This is a genomic window from Pseudomonadota bacterium, assembly GCA_039024915.1.
GTDB lineage: Bacteria > Pseudomonadota > Alphaproteobacteria > Rhizobiales > MH13 > MH13.
In genome coordinates, this window is the sequence record JBCCPK010000004.1 from 237,500 (window position 1) to 262,735 (window position 25,236).

General features: G+C 59.7%; 22 protein-coding genes. 5 read left to right on the forward strand and 17 right to left on the reverse strand.

All coding sequences use genetic code 11. The features are described 5' to 3' along the window. Window positions 1–20 precede the first annotated feature (20 nt). From AAF739_09605 to AAF739_09625, 5 genes are all read right to left on the reverse strand, one after another. Complete coding sequence (locus tag AAF739_09605; protein ID MEM6382917.1) at window positions 21–1,385, reverse strand: hypothetical protein; 1,365 nt, start codon at window positions 1,383–1,385, stop codon at window positions 21–23. 83 nt (window positions 1,386–1,468) lie between these two features. Beyond that, entirely contained in the window at window positions 1,469–2,809 is a 1,341-nt protein-coding gene (locus tag AAF739_09610; protein MEM6382918.1) for a TfuA-like protein, read from the reverse strand. Further along, complete coding sequence (locus tag AAF739_09615) at window positions 2,806–4,056, reverse strand: YcaO-like family protein (protein ID MEM6382919.1); 1,251 nt, start codon at window positions 4,054–4,056, stop codon at window positions 2,806–2,808. The genes AAF739_09610 and AAF739_09615 overlap by 4 nt, the downstream gene beginning before the upstream one ends. 193 nt (window positions 4,057–4,249) lie before the next feature. Further along, on the reverse strand, window positions 4,250–5,011 hold the full coding sequence (locus AAF739_09620) for an ABC transporter permease (protein MEM6382920.1): 762 nt from the start codon (window positions 5,009–5,011) through the stop codon (window positions 4,250–4,252). Then, complete coding sequence (locus tag AAF739_09625; protein MEM6382921.1) at window positions 5,011–6,021, reverse strand: ABC transporter ATP-binding protein; 1,011 nt, start codon at window positions 6,019–6,021, stop codon at window positions 5,011–5,013. Before AAF739_09625 ends, AAF739_09620 begins: the two co-directional genes overlap by 1 nt. Before the next feature lie 261 nt (window positions 6,022–6,282). Between AAF739_09625 and AAF739_09630 the strand changes: the two genes are divergently transcribed. Together AAF739_09630 and AAF739_09635 are read left to right on the forward strand one after the other, a co-directional pair. Further along, window positions 6,283–7,158: a thermonuclease family protein gene (locus tag AAF739_09630; GenBank protein ID MEM6382922.1), complete on the forward strand. Its 876-nt coding sequence runs from the start codon at window positions 6,283–6,285 to the stop codon at window positions 7,156–7,158. Between the two features lie 124 nt (window positions 7,159–7,282). Next, entirely contained in the window at window positions 7,283–8,698 is a 1,416-nt protein-coding gene (locus AAF739_09635; protein ID MEM6382923.1) for a M48 family metalloprotease, read from the forward strand. A gap of 70 nt (window positions 8,699–8,768) precedes the next feature. Here AAF739_09635 and AAF739_09640 read toward each other — a convergent pair whose 3' ends face one another. From AAF739_09640 to AAF739_09665, 6 genes are all read right to left on the reverse strand, one after another. Then, on the reverse strand, window positions 8,769–9,632 hold the full coding sequence (locus AAF739_09640; protein ID MEM6382924.1) for an RNA polymerase factor sigma-32: 864 nt from the start codon (window positions 9,630–9,632) through the stop codon (window positions 8,769–8,771). 301 nt (window positions 9,633–9,933) lie between these two features. Further along, window positions 9,934–10,935 (reverse strand): hypothetical protein, encoded by a 1,002-nt coding sequence (locus tag AAF739_09645; GenBank protein ID MEM6382925.1) that lies wholly within the window; start codon window positions 10,933–10,935, stop codon window positions 9,934–9,936. A gap of 127 nt (window positions 10,936–11,062) precedes the next feature. After that, complete coding sequence (locus AAF739_09650) at window positions 11,063–11,644, reverse strand: CarD family transcriptional regulator (GenBank protein ID MEM6382926.1); 582 nt, start codon at window positions 11,642–11,644, stop codon at window positions 11,063–11,065. 401 nt (window positions 11,645–12,045) lie between these two features. Further along, a complete protein-coding gene (fdxA, locus tag AAF739_09655) occupies window positions 12,046–12,381 on the reverse strand; it encodes a ferredoxin FdxA (protein MEM6382927.1) in 336 nt (111 codons plus the stop codon). A 101-nt stretch (window positions 12,382–12,482) separates the two neighbouring features. After that, window positions 12,483–12,887, reverse strand: coding sequence for an RNA-binding S4 domain-containing protein (locus AAF739_09660; GenBank protein ID MEM6382928.1), 405 nt, complete (start codon window positions 12,885–12,887; stop codon window positions 12,483–12,485). Continuing rightward, on the reverse strand, window positions 12,880–15,996 hold the full coding sequence (locus AAF739_09665) for a helicase-related protein (protein ID MEM6382929.1): 3,117 nt from the start codon (window positions 15,994–15,996) through the stop codon (window positions 12,880–12,882). Before AAF739_09665 ends, AAF739_09660 begins: the two co-directional genes overlap by 8 nt. Before the next feature lie 117 nt (window positions 15,997–16,113). On the opposite strand from AAF739_09665, the gene AAF739_09670 reads away from it, so the two are divergent. After that, a complete protein-coding gene (locus AAF739_09670) occupies window positions 16,114–16,728 on the forward strand; it encodes a hypothetical protein (GenBank protein ID MEM6382930.1) in 615 nt (204 codons plus the stop codon). A gap of 375 nt (window positions 16,729–17,103) precedes the next feature. Beyond that, window positions 17,104–18,498, forward strand: a complete 1,395-nt coding sequence (locus tag AAF739_09675) for an NAD(P)/FAD-dependent oxidoreductase (protein MEM6382931.1) — start codon at window positions 17,104–17,106, stop codon at window positions 18,496–18,498. Here AAF739_09675 and AAF739_09680 read toward each other — a convergent pair. After that, window positions 18,474–18,827: a gamma-glutamylcyclotransferase family protein gene (locus tag AAF739_09680; GenBank protein ID MEM6382932.1), complete on the reverse strand. Its 354-nt coding sequence runs from the start codon at window positions 18,825–18,827 to the stop codon at window positions 18,474–18,476. The genes AAF739_09675 and AAF739_09680 overlap by 25 nt on opposite strands. Window positions 18,828–18,851: 24 nt before the next feature. Further along, a complete protein-coding gene (locus AAF739_09685) occupies window positions 18,852–19,724 on the reverse strand; it encodes a DUF3108 domain-containing protein (GenBank protein MEM6382933.1) in 873 nt (290 codons plus the stop codon). 390 nt (window positions 19,725–20,114) lie between these two features. Between AAF739_09685 and rpmB the strand changes: the two genes are divergently transcribed. Next, entirely contained in the window at window positions 20,115–20,399 is a 285-nt protein-coding gene (gene rpmB, locus AAF739_09690; GenBank protein ID MEM6382934.1) for a 50S ribosomal protein L28, read from the forward strand. 3 nt (window positions 20,400–20,402) lie between these two features. Here the strand turns inward: rpmB and AAF739_09695 are convergent, their stop codons facing one another. From AAF739_09695 to AAF739_09710, 4 genes are all read right to left on the reverse strand, one after another. Beyond that, window positions 20,403–21,455 carry an esterase-like activity of phytase family protein gene (locus tag AAF739_09695; protein MEM6382935.1) on the reverse strand — a complete coding sequence of 351 codons (1,053 nt, stop codon included), beginning with the start codon at window positions 21,453–21,455 and terminating at the stop codon, window positions 20,403–20,405. Then, window positions 21,445–23,382, reverse strand: coding sequence for a cobaltochelatase subunit CobT (cobT, locus tag AAF739_09700; GenBank protein ID MEM6382936.1), 1,938 nt, complete (start codon window positions 23,380–23,382; stop codon window positions 21,445–21,447). Before cobT ends, AAF739_09695 begins: the two co-directional genes overlap by 11 nt. Before the next feature lie 3 nt (window positions 23,383–23,385). Continuing rightward, window positions 23,386–24,384, reverse strand: coding sequence for a cobaltochelatase subunit CobS (gene cobS, locus AAF739_09705; GenBank protein MEM6382937.1), 999 nt, complete (start codon window positions 24,382–24,384; stop codon window positions 23,386–23,388). Window positions 24,385–24,466: 82 nt separating this feature from the next. Then, a complete protein-coding gene (locus AAF739_09710; protein MEM6382938.1) occupies window positions 24,467–25,135 on the reverse strand; it encodes a J domain-containing protein in 669 nt (222 codons plus the stop codon). Between the last annotated feature and the right edge of the window lie 101 nt (window positions 25,136–25,236).

Consider the following 25,236-nt stretch of genomic DNA (forward strand, 5'->3'; position numbering starts at 1 on the left):
ATCTTCCCTTTAGCGGGGTGTCATTTGGTAGCGCGCGCGCTTGGTGGGGCGCCGCGCGCTATGGCCATGCGTTTGCTGTAGGGCAAGTGTCCGCAGCGATGGCTTGGGACCTCATCATCGGGCGTTGCCGTGCGGGCCGAGAAAGCGTGGCTTGCAGCGTCGGGCTCCTCAAGCCGCGGTCCGGCCCGCACCTTTCCGATGCCGCGCGCCAGCATGTTCACCGCGATCAGCCGTTGAAAACGCCCACCATTGATTTCCTGATCAGTGTCCATGAGGGCCTCAAACACATCGGCATAATCGAGATGATCCGAGTTGAGCCGAGACCAGGTCCCGGCAAGTGCAAACCCCATATAGTCCCGCGCCGTCGCCAATGCTTCAGCAAACCCTTGAGGGTTTCTTGCAAACGCTTCATCGAACAGCGGCTGAATGACAGCATGATAGTTGGGGTCGTCTTCCAGGCGGTCAGACAGGTCCTCGGCCTGCGCCGAGATCAGACCCTTACGCAGCAGGTGCTCATGGAACACATCGACCCAGATATCGAACAGTGCGCCTGTGAGCGGTTGGGCCAGCTTGTGCTCCTTGTCCCAGCCGTCCACAAAATCATACAATGTCAGTGGGTTGGAGGCGAGGCGGAGTTGCCCGAGATCGGAAACCTCACCGAAGCGGTTAAGCCTGTTGTAGGTGTAAAGGTTGCCTCGGGTGGCCTGCAAGAGTCCGGTCATCGCGGTTTCGAAATGCAACAGCGTGACCAGCGACACCATATCGGCTGCCGACTCGTGAAAACCGAAATACTCGCCGTGAAAATCCCATGTCGCGGGCATGCCGATCTCCGAGTAGATGATCAGATGGCCGACTTCGTGGGAGATGACATCGAAGCTGAGACCGAATTGGACCAGGTCGCCACCCTTCGGCGTGTACTCACCTAACTCGATAGAACCAAACCCCGCATAAGCGTTATCAAGGCTGCGCAGAAAAAGGATCTCCAGCCGGTCATAGTGATGGCTGAAATGCCAGTCGATGCGGCGGCCGAAATAGCGTTCCCAAACATCGAGCGTGAACCGTGTCGAGCCGAACGCATGGGCATGCTGAAACTGCGGGCTGTCGAAAGGCAAGTGATCGAAATGCCCGTCAGCATCGGGCATGGCCTCGGGCAAAATCGGACCCTTCCAGGGCGGTTTGTAGTGATACTGGCCGCCGGCAGGGCTCGGATAGAAGCCGTAGGGGTCCTGCTTGCCGATCGGATCGATCACGTACATCCGTTCGTCTGCCGGGCCTGGCATAAGGCTGCCAGCTGGCGATGACACCGACACGACCTCCCACTCCCCTTCGCCTTGCGGACTTGGCAGCTGAGGGTAAAGGCGGAACCTCGTCCCGGTGCGTTCCATAGTTGGTGGTCTGGGTCGCTGCGCTCGCATTGGGTTGATCATGGAAGAAGCGTAGGCGGGAAAGCAAGCATCGCCAAGCCGCTTTAGCGATCCTGTTCGCCAGTGGATCGCAGGTAAGCAAACTCCGACGCGATGACATCGTCGAGTGCGCGAGGTGACGAGCAGTCCAGTGCTTCGGCGAAGGAACTGTAATCATCCGGGTAGGGCCGCCCAAGAATGTTGGCAAACCACCATTGGCGCAATTCAAGTGGGCTGCGGTCGTGTTGGTTTGTTCGCGTGGCCGGTGCAGCGGCGCGTTTCGCGCGGGCCCTGGCCAGAAGGGCAGCGTAGTCGCCATCAAGCCGCAACTGATCGACCAGACAACGCGCGAGCGCGTTACCGCCATTGTTTGCGAGTTGCGTCAGGCGAGCTTCCCGTTCAACGAGCGCCTCGAGATCGCTTTCAGAGAGACCGTTATCCGCAAGCCACCTATCCAGCGAAGCGCGTGAGAACAGCCCGCGCTCGGTACGAAAAGCTGCTGCTGCTTCAACCAAAGCAGATCGCTCAACAGGCTTCATTCGTTTGCCGACGTCGACAGTGGCGAGATGCGCCGCCAATGCACGCCGCTTCACTGACAGATACAGCTCCGGTCTAAGCCGCAGCTCGTCTAGGACGTCTGCGTCTTCCGCTCTCAGCGCTGTTTCGCTTTCGTCGAAGGTGCGGACCGCTTTCTCCCACATCACCGTGTGCTCAAAAGCAAAGGCGGGAGCTTCCGCTGTCTCGTCCCGTTCGACAAACGCCATCATGGCATTCAGCATCGCGAGCGCGTCTTCGCGCTTTGGGTCAATGCCGCCCGTTGGCAACCAATCCTTGAGCGCGCGCGCCTCGCTCGCGCCGATCGAGTTTTCGGCCTCTTCCACCACTGCCGCCCAGCGCCTCTGGCCAAACGGTAGCCGCTTTGCGTGCTCGATCAGGCGCTCGCTATCGCTGGTGGACAGGAGCCGAAATGACGCGGCGGCCTGGAGCGTTTCTCGGATGCCGACCATGGCGTTGGACAATGCAGGATAACCCAGTTCCGCAGGCCCATACTGAACCGCGACCTCGTCATCGTCTTCGAGCGCTCCATCACGGTAGGCCTCAAAGATGCGTCCGACGCCACGCATGCCGAATGGATGCAGCTCTGCCGCCCTCAGCGCCCCCATGCTCGCCGCACCAAACACGGCGACACCCTGCGAAAGCGCCCATAGAATTTCCTTATGCCAAACCGATGGCACGCCCTCAAAGAAACCATCGATAAGCCCGATTGCCTTGGGGCCCAATTTTGCGGCGCGATAAACGTCACCGAGGGCGGCTGGTGGCCAGACGTGCGCGTCACATACCGCCCGCGCCGCATCGGCAGAGATCGTCGGCCCTGCGAAGACGATTATCGTGGTGGCACGCGTCACGGCATCCGCGCCCGCCGCGCGCGGCTACGCGTGCCCGGGGTGTATTCGTCATGGTCGTCCGGCCCCTCAAGGCCGGGCACGACCACCCTTACGACCGCAATGCCAAGTTGCGGCTGCGTGAGGTCCACCCGCAAGATCTGTGGCACGCCCGCTGCATGCAGCCTCTCCGCCATCCACCTGATGTCCTCGCCGAGGGTTTCAAACATTTGCGATGGCACACTCGAAACGGGCAGTGGCTCTTGCGGCCAGACATCAAGCATTGGCCGAGCCCAATCAAGCTTCGCGCGTATGCCTGCTTCGCTGTACTCCTCCGCCTCCAGATCGTCACGCGCGCCTGTGATGTAGTTGGTGCGTACCTGCACCGCCTCCGTCAGCGCGCGCAGCAAAGCGATGTCGCGTTGCGGGTGGGTGCCGGCCCCTGCGCCGGAGTGCGCGACGGCGAGATGCTGATCCGCAACGAGGCAGAAGAAGCTGGCAACCCCGACATCGCTGGTCATGGACCACGCGCCGACCTGCATGTCGGCGGCTGCGAGCGCGTCGAGCACTTGACGGCAGGCTGGATCATCGACGGTTTCAAGGTCGATACGGGTGGCGATCCGCGCGGCGTCTGGCAGTTGGTTCCATAACGTATTGGCGTCGCGCTCGATCAATTCCGCAAGCGCGTGCGCAGTTGCCTCGTGCAGATGATTGCCTGAAGCAAGACCGTTGGTGCTGGCGACGAAGCAGCCACTGCCAGGCGGCATGGGAAGCGTGTAGTCGGTGTGTATCAGTTCGTATGGCACATAGACCCGCGCGCCGCTGCCCAGTTCTTCGCTCTCAATCCAAAGCAGCGGTAGATCATCGGTGTAGCGCCCATCCTTCGGCTGGGGGAGGCTGGCAGGGTCCGCAACGCCGACGGCGTGGGGCCCAGCGGACATCAGATCGCGGTAGCTTGCGTAACGCAGGGGCAGGCTGATGCGCTCGGCGTGGTAGCTTTCGATTGCTTCCATAACGCCTGACGCTTTGGCCGCAGCGAGGTCGACCCCTTTGCCTTGCGAGACCGACAGGGAACGGGAATTAGGACGCATGACCGTGACAACCGGCACACCGATGCGGTCGAGCCCGGTGACGTTGGCAATGCGGGTAATGCCCATGGCGCTTAGGTGGGGTGTGACCCGGCGCAGCGTTTCTTCAGGCGGCAGGGTACGGTGTGTGCCAGCCGTGTAGGCCTTGCGGTCCGACGCCGGATCTTGATCCGCAACTGCCATCCACCCTCGCTTTCTCATTGATCTGGATCGTCATCCAATCCCGTCAGCACACCAGCAGTTGCGCGCGAGCGCAAGCCGACCGAGTGCTGCAATAGGCGTTCTGAGACTATCTCCAGAGGCACCGAAGAGGCTGACAGACAGAAGGTCCGGCCCCGGCAATGGGAAGCCATTGCCGCCTGCAAACGGGTAAATGTCAGCTTTTCAGGCGCCAGCCGGTCTTGAAGATCCACCAGATCGCAAGCAGGCAGGCACCGGTGAAGGCAGCAATTGCAAGCATCGATAAGCCGATCGGCACATCGCCTTCCCCGAAGAAGCTCCAGCGAAAGGCCGAAATCAGATACACAACTGGGTTGAACAAAGAGATTGTCTGCCAGATCGGGGGCAGCATCGAAATCGAATAGAAGCTGCCGCCCAAGAAGACGAGCGGGGTGATGATCAAAAGCGGGACGATCTGCAGCTGTTCGAAGTTTTCCGCCCAGATCCCGATAATGAAACCAAAAAGCGCGAACGCGAACGAGATGATCACCAAGAGCATCAACATGGCAAGCGGATGGGCGATGTCGAGCGGCACGAACAGCGTTGATGTTGCCAGGATGATGACACCGATGATCAACGACTTAACCGCAGCAGCACCGACATAGCCCATGACCACCTCGGCGACGCCGACTGGGGCTGATAGCAGTTCGAAAATTGACCCGAGGAACTTTGGGAAATGGATCGCAAATGAGGCGTTTGAAATCGCTTGAGTCATGACCGTGAGCATGATCAGGCCGGGAACGATAAACGATCCGTAGCTGACGCCCTCCACCCGCTCGATGCTGCTTCCAATCGCGGCACCGAAGACAACGAAGTACAGCGATGTCGAAATCACAGGTGATACCAGCGATTGCATCGCGGTGCGAAAGGCGCGGGCCATCTCGAAGCTGAAGATTGCCCGCACGGCGTACCAGTTGATCATGTCGGTGCCAATTCCGGTTCTGTAGCGTTGCTCGCCGCCCCAACATCACGCTCAACCAACTCAACGAAAATCTCCTCGAGTGAGGATTGGGCCGTCCTGACATCGCGCACAGATAGGCCAGCTTGTGAGATGTCGCGCAGCAGGCTGGCAATACCGGTCCGTTCGGCGCGCGTATCGAAGCGATATGTGACCGTATCTCCGTCGTCGGACAGTTCGAGCGCATAGGGCTTGAGCGCTTCGGGGACGGTTTCTAGCCGCGTGTCTAATTCAATCGTCATTGATCGCTTTCCCATGGACTGCATGAGGGTCTGCTTATCCTCGGTCAGAAGAATTCGGCCCTTGGAGATGATGGCGATGCGATCGGCCATCGCTTCCGCTTCTTCGATGTAGTGCGTGGTCAGAATCATCGTCACACCCTCGTCGCGCAGTTCGTCCACGACGCGCCACATATCTTTGCGCAGCTCCACGTCCACGCCTGCGGTTGGTTCATCGAGGAACAGAACGTCTGGTTCGTGGGCCAGGGCTTTCGCAATCAGGACACGACGTTTCATGCCGCCAGAAAGCTCTTTGACGGTGTTATCCTTTTTGTCCCAAAGGCTCAGCCGTTTGAGAATGCTTTCAATGTGCTGGGGGTTTGCAGGCAGTCCGAACAGGCCGCGCGAGAAACGGACCGCGTCCCAGACCTTCTGGAACGGTTCAAGATTGATCTCCTGCGGAACCAAGCCGATGATCCGGCGCGTTTTCCCTGGCGCCTTGAGCGTATCGTGACCTGCGACGGTAATCGTGCCAGAGCTTGGCGTGGTGATGCCGCAAATCGTGGAGATCAAAGTTGTCTTTCCGGCCCCGTTAGGGCCCAATAGCGCGAGTATCTCACCGCTGCGGACGGTGAGGTCGACGGACTTCAGTGCCTCGAATCCGTCGCTGTAACGCTTTGAGAGACCGTCGATGATAATCATCGCCGCCCCGCTTTTGGCTTCTTCGGCGTGGTTATCGTCTGTATTGGTCATATCGGCTGCATTCACAGAGGGGTGTGTCGTGCTGGATAGCGGCGTTGGTGCGTGCTGCGCATGTATAGCATCTCGGCGCGCTGGAAACCCATCTTGTGCCGAAAGGCATCGGTCCTAGTCCGATTGGTGCCGCGATAGTGAAGGGGCAAACCAGTATGTGGGTCACGCATGGGCGCTGCAAACAGGGGCAACCGAATGCACAGTGCTAGGTCGCGTGCAACTGATGACCATGGCGTCACTCGACGATGGTTGACCGGTCTGATGATGAGCAGCGCGGGCTTGGGTTACACACTGACCGCTCGTCTAGGTGCCGCCGCGGCTGAATTGTCCTATACCGCAGCGTCCGCAGCCACCCTTCCCGCCGATGCCGCTATGTCCGACAGCCTGCCAAGCCCTGACTGGTCAAGCCTCGAAGAAGGGCCACAGGTTGAAATCTCAAAGGTTGTTGATGGCGATACGGTCGAACTGTCGCGTGGGCCAGACGTTCGGCTTGTGGGTACACAAGCTCCAAAGCTCCCGCTTGGGCGTGCCCATGTGGCTGAATGGCCACTAGCCAAGGAGGCCAAGGCAGCGCTTGAGGCGATCATTGGAAGCGTGGGGCCAGAAGCAACGCTGTTCTTCGGTGGGCGCAAGAGGGACCGTCACAACCGGCATCTTGCCCATGTTCGCTTATCCGATGGCACATGGCTCCAAGGGGCAATGGTCTTGCAAGGCTTAGCGCGCGTTTACACGTTTGCCGACAATCGGTCACTCATCCCCGAACTTTTGCTGCGAGAGATGGCGGCACGAGCGCAGGGCATGGCCATGTGGTCCGAGCCATATTATGCGGTGCGGGACGCGAGCGATGTGCGTGATCTGCTTGCGCGTCTTAACCGGTTTGAATTGGTCGAAGGGGTCGTGCGCAATGTCGCCGCCCATCGCGACGTCTGGTACATCAATTTCGGACAGACTTGGCGCGAAGACTTCACGATTACCGTTGATCGCGTGCATGATACGGTGTTTGAAGACAGCGGATTCGATTTGGCGAGCCTGCAAGGGCAGGCGATCCGGGTCCGCGGTTGGATAAAGGAAGATGGCGGGCCACTGGTCCGGGTCGACCACCCGGAGGCAATTGAGCGGCTCACAGGATCGTCATAAGTTCCTGCTAAGTCATCGCTTCCGCGCCCAGGATGCGCAGAAAACCGCCAAAACACAGTGCGATTGAAGGACCGTGCAAGAAAAGCTGTCCGCCTTAGTCCGTTGCGCGTTGCTTGCGTTGAGCGTGCCCCTGCTCGCCGGCTGCTTGTCGGTGAACGGAGAGGATCCGCTCATTCCGCTGGTTGCAGCGACCCCGGAACCCGGACCCGCAGCAACGCTGGCGGCCGAAGAGGCTATCGGTGCGCGCGAACATCCGCGTATCATCGAAGCGTTCGGCGGCATCTACGAAGATCCTCAGCTCGAGACACGCCTTGTCGCCATGCTCCGGCGCGTCATTGCATCATCGGACGCACCGGGTCGTGTGTATCGCTTGACCTTGTTGGATTCGGCGTCGGTCAATGCTTTTGCGCTGCCTGGTGGCTATCTCTACGTCACCCGTGGCTTGCTCGCCTTGGCAAACGATGAAGCGGAGGTTGCAGCCGTTGTTGCGCATGAGATTGGACACGTGACGATGCGGCATGCGATCGCCCGCGAACGGGAGGTCCGAACCGCCGCTGTCATTGATCGCGTCCTTACGGATGTTCTGTCCGACCCATCGGCTGCCCAGCTTGCACAACTCGCAAACGGCGTGTCGCTTGCACAGTTCTCCCAAAACCAAGAGTTGGAAGCTGATCAAGTCGGTGTGAGAACCATAGGCCGTGCGGGCTATGATCCGTTCGCAGCGGCCCGTTTCCTGTCCACGATGGAACGCTTCAACGCGCTGGACGCTCTTCCCGGCGAAAGGGGCAGACCAAGTTTCCTGTCTAGTCACCCCTCAACGCCTGAGCGCATTCAGGCTGCGACCCGTCTGGCTCGGCAATTTGGAGCCCCAGGCATCGGTGATCGCGAGCGGGAACGCTACCTAACCGCGATTGATGGTATTGTCTTCGGTGAACCAGCCGACGAGGGCGTCGTGCGCGGTCGCCGGTTCCTCCATTCCGGGCTGCAAATAGCCTTCGAAGCACCTGCAGGCTTTGTTCTGGATAACACGCCACAAGCGGTGCTTGGCGCACATCGGGATGGACGTGCGCTGCGTTTCGATGCAGTCCGGCTAAGAAGCGGACAAAGTTTGGAGGCTTACCTCAATTCGGGCTGGATTGAGGGGTTGGACCGTCGCACCATTTCCACGGGACAGACCAACGGACTTGAGGTCGCGACCGCCGATGCATCGGCAGGAGGCTGGAACTTCAAGGTTGCAGCGATCCGGTTTGGTGATCAGGTCTATCGCTTCATCTTCGCCAGCCGTTCGGGCGGTAGCAGTTTCGAAGCTTTGGCTCGGACGACCGTCGACTCGTTCCGTCCTCTGAGTGCTGCCGAGGTTGCAGCCATAGAGCCCCTGCGCATCGATGTCGTGACTGCTCGTTCCGGCGATACGGTGGCCTCCCTCGCGCGTCGTATGGCGACAGGGGGAGATGCCGAGGCGCTGCTGCGGGTCATCAACGACCTGAGCGACAACGAGCGCATCAGGCCTGGTGACCGGGTCAAACTCATTGTCGATTGATGGTTTGAAAATTCGGCGCAGCCAGCGCGGATGGCTCTCGTACTTTTCGTGCGAGCTTGAATGCAGAAATCTAGATGTAAGACGATACGCTGTGCTGGTCGAGCAATGACGCCTTGATTTTCTCAAGCGCACGGCTTTCGAGCTGGCGCACGCGTTCCTTCGATATGCCAAGCTTCTCACCAAGCGCCTCGAGCGTTGCGCCGTCTTCGCTGAGGCGCCGCTCACGCACGATACGCAGTTCGCGTTCGTTGAGAACTTCCAGCGCTTGGTTCAACCAATGATTGCGTCGTTCAGTGTCGATGGAGTTGCTAATCAACTCATCTGGGAGAGGCGCCGTATCCGGCAGAAAGTCTTGGCGATCTGCTTTGCCGCCATCGTCACCATCCACCAAGGGAGCGTTCAGCGAGGTATCGGCTCCCGACAATCGCGCGTCCATGGTCGCCACGTCATTGACCGATACGCCAATCGCGCTGGCCACTTGCTGGTGCATCTCGGATGGAGAAACAGTGCCATCCTGGGTTATCCGCGCGCGCAGGCGGCGCAGATTAAAAAACAAAGCTTTCTGAGCAGATGACGTGCCGCCCCGAACGATCGACCAGTTGCGCAGGATGAAATCTTGGATAGATGCGCGGATCCACCACGTAGCGTAGGTCGAGAAACGAACTTCCCGCGCCGGTTCAAAACGGGCAGCGGCTTCAAGAAGACCAACATGGCCCTCTTGGATGAGGTCGCTCATCGGCAGCCCAAAATGGCGAAAGCGTGCAGCTATCGCGATCACGAGGCGCATATGCGCTTGCGTCAGCTTATGAAGCGCATCCTGGTCCTGTCGCTCTTTCCAAAGAACTGCGAGTTCATGCTCTTCATCACGCTCGAGATAGGGCGCTTGCATGGCTTTCTTGACGAAGTCGCGCCGGGGTGCATTCGAGTCGGTCATCGCAGTCGCCTTCACCTGTGCGGACTGCACACACTGTCTGGATTGACCAGCTGAACAGGCGCAGACCGAGCCGACGCCCCTGAAAATCACCTGTACGCAAAGGTTTAGGCGCTTCAGGATTGCCAATACCCGATTTACGGCCTCTTAACGCTGCCAGATCAGAAAATAGTCGTAGATCATCTGCAGACGCTCACTTGTCGGCTCCAGGGCGATAGCCCTGCTATGCCTTAATCGTCTGATCTACCGAGCATTTTCACGGGTCTTTGACCGTTTGATCAAAGCGTAAAAAGTGCAGCTGATCTCAAGCCGCGTGGATGTCGGAAACCGCTTTTGCCATCTGCTTCAGATTGTCGGGCAGTTCGGCCTCAAGATGATCTCGCATGTAAACCAGCAGCGCTCGCTCAGCGTCATCGAACTGGCCGTTTCGCCCAATGCGGTCGCTTAGCCAAGTCGCTTCGTCATCAGTCACGCGATGCATTAACTGCGTGCCAGCTGCGTCAAGAGCGTTGCGCTGCGCCCAAGCCTCCCGTTCGGTGTAGCTGTCGCGGATGGCGCGGAGCCCGCCACTGAGCATTGCGCCGAAGAAGCGACCGGCAGACACAGATGTATCCTCGGCCCAGCTGGTGAGGCGAAGGGCCTCCTCCCGCGCAATTGGCCGGTACCCGACATGCTGCATCAGGTGCGCGGCGATAGCTTTTACGAAGAGTTCGTCCCACGAAGCCACGTTGTTTTGGCCAACCGTTAGATCGTGAAGATCGAACAAAAAGTCAGCCTCGGTTCGGCTTACGCCAATCGAGCTATCCCCGCCGCCAGCGTAAATGAAGTCTCTGATGAGTTCGACATCTGATGCTTTCATGACCGGGGTAGGCCGCTGCGCAACCATGGCCTTGATTTGATCCGCAACGAAGGCCGTCATCGAGGTCGGGTAGTCTCGGGCGCGTTGGGCGAGACCAACAAGTGCATGAAGCTCGATGGAGCGCGCTAATCTTCCATCACGCTGGATAAGAGACCTCAGAAAGGTCATTTCCTCGTCTGTCAGGTAACCCTCTGGCTCTTCCTCATTGAGAAAATAGTCGGCGCAGATCTCGGTGAACAGTGCGGGCCAGCCTGCGTCACCTTGTGGAGCACGTTCGGCCAGCTGAAACAGGAGCTCGATCTCTTTGCGATCGATGATCCCGTCAGGAAAAATCGTACGCCGGAGCTCCAGCATGTCGCTGGACGATATGCGGCCATCATCAGCTAGTGTCTGCAATTTGGCGTGAGCGGCGGCGCGTTCCTCCGGGGTGGCAACGTGATGCGGCACGAGGGTCTCCTGATATGAGCTGCGTGGCTTCAAGATCGGCGGGACCGTACATGTGTGGGATTAAAGAAACGAAAAAGGCCGGCTCACATGGCCGGCCTTCGTCAACACACTGAGCTGTGAAAGATGCTTATGCTGCGGCGCTCTGGCCTTCTTCACCGGCTTCATCATCCGGCTCAGCCGCCTTGATGCGGCTGGGGCTCTTGGCGAGGGTCTGCTCTATGAGGCGCACCGCTTCGGTCTCGGTCATGCCATTAACGGCCGCAATTTCTCGCGCCATACGATCCAGAGCGGCTTCGTAAAGCTGCCGCTCAGAATAGGACTGCTCCGGCTGGCTTTCGGCGCGGTAGAGATCCCGGACAACTTCGGCGATCTGAATAAGGTCGCCTGAATTGATCTTCGCTTCGTATTCTTGCGCGCGACGGCTCCACATTGCCCGCTTGATCCGCGCTCGACCCTTGATGGTCTTGAGCGATTTCTCAACGAGGCCATCTTCGGCGAGTTTGCGCATACCCACGCTTTCCACCTTGGCGACAGGAACACGAAGCGTCATCTTGTCCTTATCGAAGGTGATCACGAACAGTTCGAGAGTAAGACCCGCAATCTCCTGGCTTTCGATCGCAACAATGCGCCCGACGCCATGAGCTGGATAAACGACCTGTTCATTGACTTTGAAACCCTGTTTCTGCGTGGTTTTTTTTGCAGTCGCCATACGCTGACATACTCCTGTTGGGCCAGCCGGGTGAGGCTTGGCCGTTGATTGCGAGCTCCGCAAATTATCTTTGCCCACTTACAGCGGTCTGAAGCCTTTCCAATCGCCTTGAATCAATTTCTTCAGGCTAAAGGCGCACGAAAAACCGCCCGGCAACAACCATACGGTCGATCCAGAACGGATATCGAATTGTTCAGATAAACTGGTGCACCAAGGCGAAAGGCCAAATGATATTTCTTGGAACGTATGCACTACATAGCGCGAAAAGCGGGAAAAATCAATTCCCTGTAAGCTGATGGTTAATGCCGAGCGGGCTGAAATCACCCAGCAATCTGCATTTTCGGGGCGAGCCAATGACAGCTGAACAAGGGGTAGCAATCCGCCTGATGGCCGCTAAGCAGTCAGTCCCCTTCTCCAGCTTCGGCGGAGAACAACTCTAGCTTTCCGGCCTTGCCATCAAATTCCTCCGCCTCGGGCAGCTGGTCTTTCTTCATCGTCAAGTTAGGCCACTCGTCGGCGTATTTTGCGTTGAGTTCCAGCCAACTTTCCAGTCCCGGCTCGGTATCGGGCTTTATAGCGTCAGCTGGACATTCAGGCTCACAAACCCCGCAGTCGATGCACTCGTCCGGGTGAATAACAAGCATGTTTTCACCCTCGTAGAAGCAATCGACCGGACACACCTCGACGCAGTCGGTATACTTGCACTTAATGCAGTTTTCCGTGACGACGTAGGTCATGTGGATTTAGGCTCCTTGCTGCACATTAAGCGCACCCTGCTGGTGTCAAATTCTTCATACGGTTTGTCTTGTCAAGGCGCAGTGGGGTCGCGCTTGGCACACTATTCCGCCTGTCTTTTCATCCTCGAAAGGCGTTCTCGTTCGTGCTTTGTGGGTCGGCGCCCAGGGTTTGGCGCGGTGTTCCCAACATTCAGGTCCTGCTCAGTCTTGGGCGGTGGCGGCGGGGTTAAATCCTCATAGAGTTGTTGCGCTTCTGGGGCCGGTCCCCTGCGAGATCCACATGCTCTAAGTTTGATGATCTTCACGCCCACCGGCAGGGCAACTGTTAAAACGTCTTCGGGGCCAATTGTTCGGTTGGACCGATGGGTTTTGGTTCCATTGACACGAACGCCGCCCGCTTCGATCAACTTCGAAGCAAGCGAGCGGCTCTTGACCAATCGCGAAAAGAACAGCCAGCGATCAAGGCGAATGGTCGGTCGCGGAGTATCGGCGTCGGCGTCAGCCATCGCCATCCTTTTTGTCGAGCAACCCGGCCAGCGCAGCAAAGGGGGAGTCTGGATCCGGACCCCGACCCTTGTTGGGTGGTCCCGCCGAATAATCCTTGGGCTTTCTCTGGTCCCGTTTATCGTCGCGCCTGGGCGACTTCCCACCTTTAAACGCCTTCCGGTTGTTTCCGCGCCCTTCGTTCCGCCGGTCGCCGTTCGGTTTGGAGGAGGCGTCTTGGCCGGCGCCCATTTTCCCTTGGCGGCGTCCTTGCGGTCTTGCGCCTTGTCTCCGTCGATTGCCGCCACCTGCCGGCCGCCAAACTTCGATGATCTGTTCGGTCGGGGGCTCCACTGCCGATGTGCCATCCGCGTCGGTCGCAGCGGGAGGTGTCGTGCTTTCGGCTTGCTCGACCACATCCTCGCTGGCGCTGCCCACCGTCTCCTTATGCTCGGTTGGTGGCTCCGGATCTTCAGTCGGTGCCTCGCTCACAGCAGGAGTTCCTGCCGCTGCCGGAACAGTCTTGCGCTCCACGCGGTAACCGAGCGACTTGAGCACGTTCGCAAAGTCTTCGCCGGCGCAACCCAGAAGGGACGTCATCTCGACCGTGACATAAAAACCGTTGCCGGGCGCTGCACCCTCCGGTGCCCTTTCATGAAGCTCTGGTTCGGGCTGTTGTGGTGCGGCGCCAGCGTCCGTGCCCTTTGGCAATTCGCCACCGGCTTTGGGTTCGACCGAACCATCCGTTGACGATGGATCTTCGCCCATTGTCTGGTTTGGTGAATTAAGGTCCGCCGATTTCTCCCCAGATGCTTCAGGCGGCGGCGAGGGGCGAAAGGCGATTAGAGGGCGAATGATGTCGGCGAGGCGCTCAAGAATATCGAAGCGCACCGCGCGACCACCGCAGACCCGAAAGCCGCAAATGGGATAAAGGCCAACATCGAAGGCCGGATCAACGGGTATCGATGTGCGCCCGGAAGCATTCAGTTGGGGTAGTTCCCGAAGACCAGGTTTGTCGGTGCCGCCGTTGGCGAGCGCCCACAACAGACTGAGCAGGTTGACTGGGGCCGGTTTCAAAAGATGCGGAACGAAGACCGTGTAGGCACCAAAGCGTACGCCGTGCTTGCGCAGCGTGGCGCGGGCATCCTGATCTAGTGCTTTCACGTCGTCAGCAATTTCACGGCGATCGATGTTGCCCATCGCTTCGGCAAGCCGGAAACCGATACCGCGGGCCAGCGCTTCGAGGCCGTCGCCGTCGCGCAGTGCCTTAAGGCTCCCTAGGTGCGTCGTAACTTGACCATCAAGCCATTTGCCCAGCCGCTCGTCGACCATTTCGCGTGCGCCGCCGGTCAGCTGTTCATCGGCGAGCAGGATGATCTTGGGGCGCAAGACGTCGTCCGATGCTGATAGCTTTGCGATCACCTCGCCAATCCAGCGAAGTCCACCATCGGCATCAAGGGCAAACGCACCATCATCGGCCAATGCCACCTTTTCGGCGCGGCGCTGAATTTCAGCGGCCAGGGCCTTCTGGGCAGCAGCCCGCACTGCCTTGCCATCAAGGTCGTCGGCCGTGGAGTCTGGGGTGAACCTAAAACCGGCAAGCCAGCCGATATGCTGGCCCTCCACCTGAACATCGCCGTTCGGCGCGATGATGGCGTCCAAAACGTCTTTCTCCCGCAAACGCCGCATCAAAACTGAAGTGCGGCGGTCAACAAATCTTTGTGTCAGTTTTTCATGAAGCGCATCTGACAATCGGTCCTCTAGCGCGCGCGTGCGTTCCTGCCAATGCATGGGGTCCTGAAGCCACGCGTTACGGTTCGCAACAAAGGTCCATGTCCGGACATGCGCGATTCGTGCCGATAGAGCATCAATGTCACCATCCACCCGGTCGGTGTTCTTGAGCTGGCTCGCCATCCAGTCTTCAGGAACCCGATCGTGGTCACATAAATGGGCGAAAAGTTGGCCCACGATCTCGACATGCTGCGCGGGCGCGATCTTCCGATAATCGGGGAGCTGACAGGCATCCCACAAGATCCGCATGCGTGCTTCGGACGTTGCGCGATCCCGCATGGTCTTGTCGCGCAGAACCGCGTCGAGCGTATCGGCATCTTCCTGCGGCAATGCGCGGGTCAGCAGCGGATGGTCCGGAATATCGTCCAGCGACGCGCGTAACGCTTCAATGGACGCGAAATCAAGGTCGGCGTTGCGCCATTGCAGGCGCTTGACGGGCTCGAAAGCGTGCGTCTCCAGCTTCTCGACGAGAAAATCGTCGAGCGGCTCGGTCCGCCCGGTAACGCCAAAGGTTCCATCACGCGTATGGCGGCCGGCGCGACCAGCGAGCTGCCCCATTTCGGCAGCGGTCAGCTCCCGGTAGTCGAAGCCATCGAATTTGTGGCGACCGGCAAACGCGATGTGGTCGACATCAAGGTTTAGGCCCATTCCGATGGCATCGGTTGCGACGAGAAAGTCGACATCGCCGTTCTGGTAGAGATCGACCTGAGCGTTCCGCGTGCGTGGGGACAGCGCCCCGAGCACCACCGCAGCTCCGCCACGCTGGCGGCGGATAAGCTCTGCGATCGAGTAGACGTCGTTCGCCGAAAACGCGACGACGGCCGTGCGCCGAGGCTGGCGGGTGATTTTCTTTGATCCTGAATACGTGATCAGCGACAGGCGAGGGCGCTGTTCGATCGTAATACCCGGCAGCAAGTGGGTCAGCAGTGTCCGGATTGTGGCTGCGCCGAGCAGCAACGTTTCGAGCTTGCCGCGTACGTTCAGGATGCGGTCCGTGAAGACATGCCCGCGTTCGAGATTGGCGGCGAGCTGAACCTCATCGACGCAGACGAAATCGACGTCGAGGTCGCGCGGCATCGCCTCGACTGTCGACACCCAGTAGCGGGGCTCAAGGGGGATGATCTTTTCTTCCCCTGTCACCAGAGCGACATGCGCTTCGCCCGCCCGCGCGCACAGCTTGAGATAGACCTCGCGCGCCAAAAGCCGCAGCGGCAGCCCAATGACCCCGGTCTCGTGGGTCATCATGCGTTCGATGGCGCGGTAGGTCTTGCCGGTGTTGGTTGGCCCCAGAATGGCCGTAACGCCAGCACCGGGTGCTTGAGATCTTGGTCGGTAAGGCATCGTGGAGGGACGTTCGTGTGCGGTCCTTATGCGGACGCAGAATTGTTCGAGTCTGCTTCTAACGTAAGGATTGCAGCACGTCCAAGTCGGCGCACGCATTCGTGAGGAGAACCGATCATGATCAAATGCTCACAAGCCGTCTCGGTGCTGCTTGCTGCCGCCTGCGCGCTGGTGACGGCTGCCCCTGCCCAAGCCGATGAAGCCTGCGCTGAGGCGGTTCGAGCCATCATGACCGAAACGCGGCAGGGCCAGCCTGCGGTGAAACATGTGAGCAGGACCATTGCTGGTGGCGCCGAAACCCTGTCCTTGTTTTGGTCGACTGGCTTCAATGAAGGCCTGAGTGCGTCCGCCGACGGTGTGCCGCAGTCGCTCTTTCGGGACGGGTCATTCTTTTTCACCACCGATGGTGGAGAAAATTGGACGCTTTCGCGCCGCTACGATGACGCGGAGATCGAGGCGATCGTGGACGGCATGATCTGGCAGGCGGAAAACGCCGATAGCTTCACCTGCGAAGAGGGCGCGCAGTTCGAGGGGCGCGTCGGCAACCGGTACGAAGTGCTCTACACGCAGAGGTCGACGCAGCAGCCGGTTCGTACCGTCTATTGGGTCGATCCCGTCAGCGCCTTCGTCTGGCGCACGGAAAACACGTTCGGGGAGGGCGAGGCTGCCATGCAGGTCATTCAGGACAGCGAGCCTGCGCCGGACTTCGAGCTACCCGATCCGGGTAACTAAGCTGATCTCTCTTATTGATCCTCTAACGACTTTCTAACGGCCAGGCGAAAAGCGGGGCCGACCCGTTAACGATCAGAACGGTACCCGAACAGAGGGTGTCCGAATCAGCTAGTTCCGCGATTTTCCCGGTCTGTTCACGCAACATCTTGTAGGTCGCTCTGCAAGCAACGCGTATTTCCTTTGTGCGCGCATCGGGATGCTCTCGGGCTTGTTAATCCTCTCGTCCCAAAACCGTACACCTGAGAGCCTGCGCAGGTCTCACGCTCTTTTTTTGGTCTCGTCACCTTGTTGGTTCGTAAGACGTAAGTGTGTCGGCTGCTTCCGTATGCCGCACATCCATGTTTGGCCACGACCCTTTTGTGATTGGAGCCGTCGATGACGACAGGTGAACGTCCGCGCATTGTTATCATTGGTGCCGGTTTCGGCGGTATCTGCGCGGCCAAGGCCCTCAAGGATGCCCCCGTCGACATCGAGATAATCGACAAGCGCAATTATCATCTGTTCCAACCGCTCCTGTACCAAGTCGCGACCGCCGACCTGTCGCCCGCGGACATCGCGTGGCCTATCCGCGGTATCTTTTCCGGTCAGAAGAACGTTAAAGTGACGCTGTCCAAGGTTCTCGACATCGACACCCAAGCGCAGGAAGTCATCTGCGAAGCCTGCAGGGTGCCCTACGATCATCTCATCGTCGCAAACGGTTCATCACATTCCTATTTCGGCAACGACCAATGGTCGGAATACGCGCCGGGCCTCAAACGCATTGTCGATGCGACCGAGGTGCGCCGACGGGTGCTCATGGCCTTTGAACGTGCCGAATTGAGCACCGACCCGACCGAACAGGCGCGTGAAATGACATTTGTCGTGGTTGGTGCTGGGCCGACCGGCGTGGAGCTCGCCGGCTCCATCGCTGAACTTGCTCATGTGTCCCTGAGCGGAGATTTTCGCCAGATTAACGTCAAAGCGGCACGCGTTCTCTTGGTAGAAGGCGGCCCGCGCGTTCTACCCACGTTCCCTGAAGATCTGTCGGCTACCGCCGAGCGTTCGCTTGAGAAGCTTGGCGTGGAAGTGCTGACCAACACGATGGTTGAGGACATCAAAGCGACCCACGTCATGGCGGGAGGCGTAAAAATCCCGACGGCGACGACCATTTGGGCCGCCGGAGTGCAAGTGCAGGGCGTCGGGGCGTGGTTGGGCGTCGAAACGGACCGAATTGGCCGGGTCAGCGTCTCAAACGACTTGACCGTGCCCGGTCAGCCCAACGTGTCGGTCGTCGGCGATGCTGCACAGGTTCCATGGCGCGATGGAGCGTTTGTGCCGGGCATCGCGCCAGCGGCCAAGCAACAGGGTACTTACACGGGCGAGCGCTTGCGTGCTTTGGTCGAAGGCAAGCCCGCACCGGCACCGTTCCGTTACAAACATCTGGGGAACCTGGCGACCATCGGCAGACACGCGGCGGTGATCGACTTCGAACGCTTCACCATGAGTGGCGGACTGGCGTGGTGGATATGGGGCATCGCCCACATCTACTTCCTCATTGGCGTCAAACGGCCTCTGTTCGTGGCGATCAGTTGGTTCTACAGCTACGTTTTCCGATCCAAGGGGGCACGGCTCATCACCGGCATGGAGCAATTGCGTGCGCGCAAGCAAGTGCCGCTAGCGAAGAAATCCGCGCGGAAAGCTTCACCCCGAAAACGGGCGGTCAACGGGGCTTACGCATCGCAGGAGGCAGCGGCGGCCATGGACCGTCAGCCAGTCGCGCGGACCTCGTAGATCGATACGTCGATGACGTCGCCGCTTTCGAGTGTTGCTGGCGCGACCACCCGCCGGTAGCCCTCGCCCTCAAAGGCATCGAGGCGATCCCAGTGGTCCGGAAGGTCATGGCTCGTGAAGATTAAGACTTCGATGGGCTCACCGTCGGTGCTCAGTATGGCGCCAGGATAGCCGATCCAATGGCCCCATCCCTGCTTGACGAGCCGGCCGTGGACGATGCCCTTGGTCCACGTCCCCTTGAGCGCATCAAGTTGGCCCGCGTTTTCCCGTCCAGGTGCGAGGGAACCATATGAGGCGAGGCGGTGTGTGGCTGAATACGTCTCACGCATGATGCCAGGACTGGCGGGCGCGCTTTAACGCGCGCTCCACTCGACGGCTTGTATCGCCAGCTTACCGAAATCGAGGCCCAGCTCCATGCGAACGGGCGCCACCAGCGCTTGGTCGGAAACCTGGGTCAGCCAAACATAGATGTTGGGGTTTTCGGCCAGCTCGCGGTTGGTGCGCCGGTTTTCGCGATGGCCCGCGATCGGCCGGTAGCGTAACCGGCAGACTGCGGCCTGTCCGTTGCCGAACTCGGTTTCTTCCATCCGCACGAATGATAGTGCGAGATCGTAGCGCTGACGCCCGTCAAACAGCGGGATGGTCCGATCGCAAGCTGCCGGGCCAATCGCAGCTTCCGCGGAGGCGACAGGCATGAGGAGAGCCGAGACCGGATCCACGACATCGCGGCGGTGCTGCGCCCGAACGGCAATACGGTCGGGCCGCTCAGAAAGTGGGGGCTCGGCGGAAAGCTCTTGGATGTCTCCTCCCGATAGGCGCATGCGCACCACATTCGTCATTGTGTCTTCGGAGGCTGAAAGATCATAGCTTGCGGGGATAACCGACGCGCGGCGAAAGCTACCTCTTGCGACAGCTTCGCCCTGGCCACGACTGACCAGTCGACCGAGTGCGCTGGTCCGAGCCTGAAGGCTCGCCGCATAGCGGCTGTCGGCAAGATTGACCGACAAGATCCCTGAGCCGATACGCACGCCCGCCAGCCGCGCAGCGTAGCTGATCCGAAGGGTGCCCTCGTCCGCTTGCACCGGTGCTGGGCCGGCGAACCCGACTTGGGACGTATAATCGATTGGCGCGCTGAAGTAGATCGCAAGACCTAATGCCGTTGCCGCCGCACCCCTGCTCCATTTTCCTATTCGGCGAAGGCGCGTCGCGGCGAAGTTGGTCTGCATCACAAAAAACCCCTACATGGTCCGCAAAAGGCGGATGTCGCGCGAGCCTAACGTCAAGCCGTTATCGCGGCGTTAACCATCAGGGTGGAGGTCAGCAACGCTGCCTGTAATGCACCGGTCGGCATCTTTTGTGGCAATTTTTGTACGGCGGGACGATGTTTTGGGTCTTAAACCGCGTGTACACTGCCTTTTTTACGTCTGCATGGGCGACAGTTCTTGACGAAGGTGGCCCGCGGTGGCACTAGCGGCGCCTGATCTAAATAGTCGGATATATTGGGACCATCGGCCCAACGCTGAGGCCGGCCCCTGTGGCGCGTTTGCGATTTGTGGCGAAACAGCGATACGGGGCGCCCTGGTAGGTGTCCGCTTCAACACTAAGGATGATGAGCCATGGCCCGTCGTTGCGAATTGACCGGTAAAGGTGTGCAAGCCGGCAACAATGTTAGCCACGCCAACAACAAGACGCGGCGTCGCTTTCTGCCAAACCTCAACAATGTCTCTCTTGTGTCGGATGCCCTGGGAAAGACGGTGAAGTTGCGCATTTCTGCTGCTGCGCTCCGCTCCGTTGAACACCGTGGCGGGCTGGACGCTTTCCTGATGAAGGCGAGCGATGGTGACCTGTCGCCGACCGCGCTTCAGGTCAAGAAAGACGTTTTGAAGGCGCAGAGCGCGTAGTTTTTAGCGCAGACTGGCTGGGCGAGCCACGGGCGCAGGCGGCGTCGAGGCGGTGAGCTGATCTAAGGAACCGTTTATCTGAAACCGCAGCAAAACGGTTCGCTGAAAGAAATTTCCGTTATCGTCGGAAACAAGTGTGATGATCGGGCCATCTGGGTGTTCGGTCGTGGCGACGCCTTCCATATTGTCGATGACCGAACCGCCGTCGGCGTGCAAAAGACGCCGTCCCTGAACTGCGCCTGAAGCGATTTCGCTGGCACGCAGCAGTCTCAGCCGCATGAAGATTCCATCGTCCCAGCTGAACCGGCGCTCGAGCAGGAGGACGTCCCCGTCGGGTAAGGCGGCGGCCCCGGTAATCGCAAAATCGTCCCGCCGCTGAACCGCAAACGGCACGCGTTGCCCATTCGGTAGCAGCCGCATCGCCGTCGCTGCCGACGCGCTGCGTGGCGGCTTCTCAAGAAAGATCAGCGTTTCGCCACGCAGCGGACCACGCTCCATGTGAACGATGGCCTCGATACCTGCATTGCGCCGGCCCTGAAGAGGCGTTTCGGCGCCGAGGGGGAGTGTCGCCGCCCCTTCAAGGCTCCCGTTTTCCAAAGCGTAGGTGCGGATAGGCTGGTTGCGTTCCGCCGTGACCCATACCGCATCGCCGATCAGCGCCAAGCCTTCCGCATCGCCGGTCGCCTTGCCGCCGAGAGGGTTACCGTCCCCGCCAAGGAGTGGTCCGATCATGGCGTTGGCTAGTCCTAGTGGCACGCCAGTCTCGTTCGCCTCGAGCGTTGCGGTGACCCAATGGCCCTCATCGGTCACCATGAGCATCCGGTCGCCCGCCATATCGAGGCCCGACAGCGCTTCAAAATCGCTGTGAGAACTTGAGAGCGACAGACCGCCAAGATAGGTGAGCGGCCCGAATCGATTGTCGGGAACCGCGCGATCGAACACCGGCAGAGGGGTCGCGCGGATGATCAAACTATCCTGCGCGTTTGCGGCACCGCAAAAAGAGGAAGCGCCGATCCAAACCGCGATCAAGCCGATCGCGCGGACGCTAGGACGCACGGCGGAAGCCCCGAGAGCGCGCCATCGAGCTGCGACCGGAGACAGGGGCTGCCTCTTCGTCGAACAGCGCCGCAAGTTGATCGGTCATCGCGCCGGCAAGCTCCTCGGCATCGACGATCGTCACTGCGCGCCGATAGTAACGGGTCACGTCGTGGCCGATGCCGATGGCGATCAGGTTGATCGGCGACCGGGTCTCGATCTGGTCGATCACATGCCGCAGATGGCGCTCGAGATAATTGCCGGAGTTCACCGACAAGGTTGAATCGTCCACCGGCGCGCCGTCCGATATCACCATCAGGATACGCCGCTGTTCTGGCCGCGCGAGAAGCCGCGCGTGCGCCCATTCCAACGCTTCGCCGTCAATGTTCTCCTTGAGCAGGCCTTCGCGCATCATGAGGCCGAGGTTGCGCTTCGACCGTCGCCAGGGCTCATCCGCGCCCTTGTAGATGATGTGGCGCAGATCGTTCAGGCGGCCGGGTAGGGCGGGTTTGCCTGCATCGAGCCACGCTTCTCGCGATTGACCGCCCTTCCAGGCGCGGGTGGTGAAGCCGAGCACTTCCACCTTGACGCCGCAGCGCTCCAGCGTCCGCGCAAGAATGTCGGCGCAAGTGGCGGCGACCGTGATGGGGCGGCCGCGCATGGAGCCGGAATTGTCGATAAGCAGCGTGACAATCGTGTCGCGGAACTCGGTGTCCTGCTCCATCTTGAAGGCGAGCGGCTGCATCGGATCAGTGACGACGCGCGTTAGCCGAGCGGTGTCCAGAAGCCCCTCTTCAAGATCGAAATCCCAGCCGCGGTTTTGCTGCGCCATCAGACGTCGCTGCAATCGGTTAGCGAGGCGCGCAACAGCGCCCGAGAGGTTCTGCAACTGCTTGTCGAGAAACGCGCGCAGCCGCTCGAGTTCCTGCGCGTCGCACAGCTCCTCGACCTTGATCTGCTCATCAAACTTGGTGATGAAGGCTTTGTAATCGGTGAGCGGCTCGATCAGGCCTTCGTTTGGACGTTGATCTTCAGGGCTTCCAGCCTCTTCTGCCTGATCCGGCGCGTCGCCTTCCGCCATCTCAGAGATGGTTTCTTCGGAGGCGTCGCTTTCACCCGCTTCATCCTCCTCACCCGACTGCGCCGCTTCAGCTTCAACCTGGCCACTCATCTCGTCGCCGGAGGTGTCGTCCTGTTCGTTCTCGTCAGACTGGCCGTCATCGTTGACGTCTGAATCGTCCTCGTCTTCCTCATTATCGCCAGCGTCAGGTGCCCAGTCATCGCTCATATCGAGCGAAACCAGAAGGTCGCGAATTGCCTTGGCAAAACCTTCCTGATCATCGACCGCGTCGGCGAGCGATTTCAGGTCTTTGCCGGCTTTGGCTTCCACGTCCTCGCGCCAGATGTCGACGATCTTCTCGGCGCTCTTGGGCACCGGCATGCCGGCAAGCCGTTCGCGAACCATGAGTGCGACGGCGTCTTCAAGAGGGGCGTCGGCCTTGTCGGTGATCTCTTCAAAATTGCCGCGGTGATATTTGTCTTCGAGCATGGCGGACAGATTGTCATGCACGCCGCGCATGCGCCCTGCACCGATGGCCTCCACCCGTGCCTGCTCGACCGCGTCGTAGAGCGCGCGGGCGTCCTTGCCCTCCGGAGCGAGTGATTTGTGCAGCTTCGTGTCATGGCAAGCCAAACGCAGTGCCATAGCGTCGGAAAGCCCGCGCAACACCGCTCCGTCCTCAGCGGTTATATTGCGCGGCGGTTCGGGCAAACGTGCCGATGTCCCGGCAAGAACGGGGCGATCTGCGGCGAAGGCGACTTCCACATCGTCTCGGCCTGCGATGGCCTTCAGGCAACCTGAAACGGCAGCTTTAAGCGGCTCATGTTGCGTGGGCGACTTGGCCCCTCCACGCTTGTTGCCGCCGGGCTTGTGGCGCGGCTCAACCATCGCCTAGCTCAGAGCGACGTTCAGTGCGCTGTCGGGAATCTCTTCGCCAAAGCAGCGCTGGTAGAACTCCGCGACCAGCGGCCGCTCGGTTTCGTCGCACTTGTTCAGGAACGATACCCGGAACGCGAAACCGATCTCGCCAAAGATCTCAGCGTTCTGCGCCCAGGTGATCACCGTACGTGGGCTCATCACGGTGGACAGGTCACCGTTGATGAAGGCGTTGCGCGTGAGATCAGCGAGGCGCACCATCGCCGCCACCTTCTCCTTGCCGTCAGCTGTGTCGTAAGCGGTCGCCTTGGCGATCACGATGTCCACTTCCGTGTCGTGAGGCAGGTAGTTCAACGTTGTTACGACCGACCAACGGTCCATCTGGCCCTGGTTGATCTGCTGCGTGCCGTGATAGAGCCCCGATGTGTCCCCTAAGCCAATCGTGTTGGCGGTCGCAAAAAGCCGGAATGAGGGGTGTGGGCGGATGACGCGGTTCTGGTCGAGCAGCGTGAGGCGCCCCGAAACTTCGAGAACCCGCTGGATCACGAACATCACGTCGGGGCGTCCCGCATCGTATTCGTCGAATACGAGGGCCGTATTGGTCTGGAGCGCCCAAGGCAGGATACCGTCCTTGAACTCGGTAATCTGATTACCGTCGCGAATGACAATGGCGTCTTTGCCTACCAGATCGATGCGGCTGATGTGGCTATCGAGATTGACGCGCACGCAAGGCCAATTCAGCCGCGCGGCGACTTGTTCAATGTGGGTAGATTTTCCGGTGCCGTGATAGCCCTGAATCATCACCCGACGGTTGTGTACAAAGCCTGCAAGGATCGCGAGTGTCGTGTCCTTGTCGAAAATATAATCTGGATCGAAGTCCGGCACATGCTCATCGGCCTGGGCGAAGCCCATGACTTGCATATCGGTATCGACACCAAAGACCTCGCGAACGTTGATCGGGGTATCAGGAACGGTGTGCTGGGGGGCAGGTGCTGCTGGGACGGCAACGGTCATCGGTGAAATGGTCCTGACTGGCGGTCAGCGCGTTTGCTGATTGGCCGCATGAATTGGACGGATTTTGAAACGACGTTGTTTTCTAGCAGAAGCCAGAGGCTTTCAAGGTGTTGTAAGCTTGAATCACGTCGCGGAGGCGCTCTTCTGTCGCACGATCACCCTGATTGAGGTCAGGGTGCAGCCGTTTGGCGAGATCCTTGAAGCGTGCCTTGATAGCCTCGGCATCGGAATCGGTGTCGAGGCCGAGGGTGGAAAAGCTCTTGCGCGCCGCATTGCCAACCGTCCGGGTCTTCTGGCGGGCACGAGCCGCCTCGGGGCTCGAAGCAGACGCTCCGCCAAACACGCCGAAAGGATCGGACGCATCGTCCGCCCAGGGGCGTCGCGGCTTTCCCGAAGCAGTGGGACGGGGCCCCTTTCGCTTCTTGACCGTCTCGGCATTGGCGTTTCGGCCCATCTGCCATGTTGGGCGATGGCCCGTCATTGAGGCCTTCTGGAACTTCGACAAGTCATCATCGGACATGCCGGAAAAATAGTTGTAGCTCTTGTTGTAGGCTTGGACGTGCTCGAGGCAGAACCAGAAGAACTCGCCCTCGTGATTGCGCCCCTTCGGCGCGCGATGCTCCGCTTTTTTCTCGCAGCCTTCCCAGTCGCAGCAGCGCGTAGTCGGCTTCGCAGGCTTCTCGGCTGCTTTGCGCTTGCCGCCGCGTGGCTTGATGCGGATGGAATCAAAAAGATCTGAGTTGGACGCCATGACATCTATTATGGGCAGGCGTGCCCGTCTCACAAGAGCCGAATTGGACGCATGCGGATTGTCTTTTGGCGGCTTTAGGTGAGTTGGGGGCCAGTCACGCC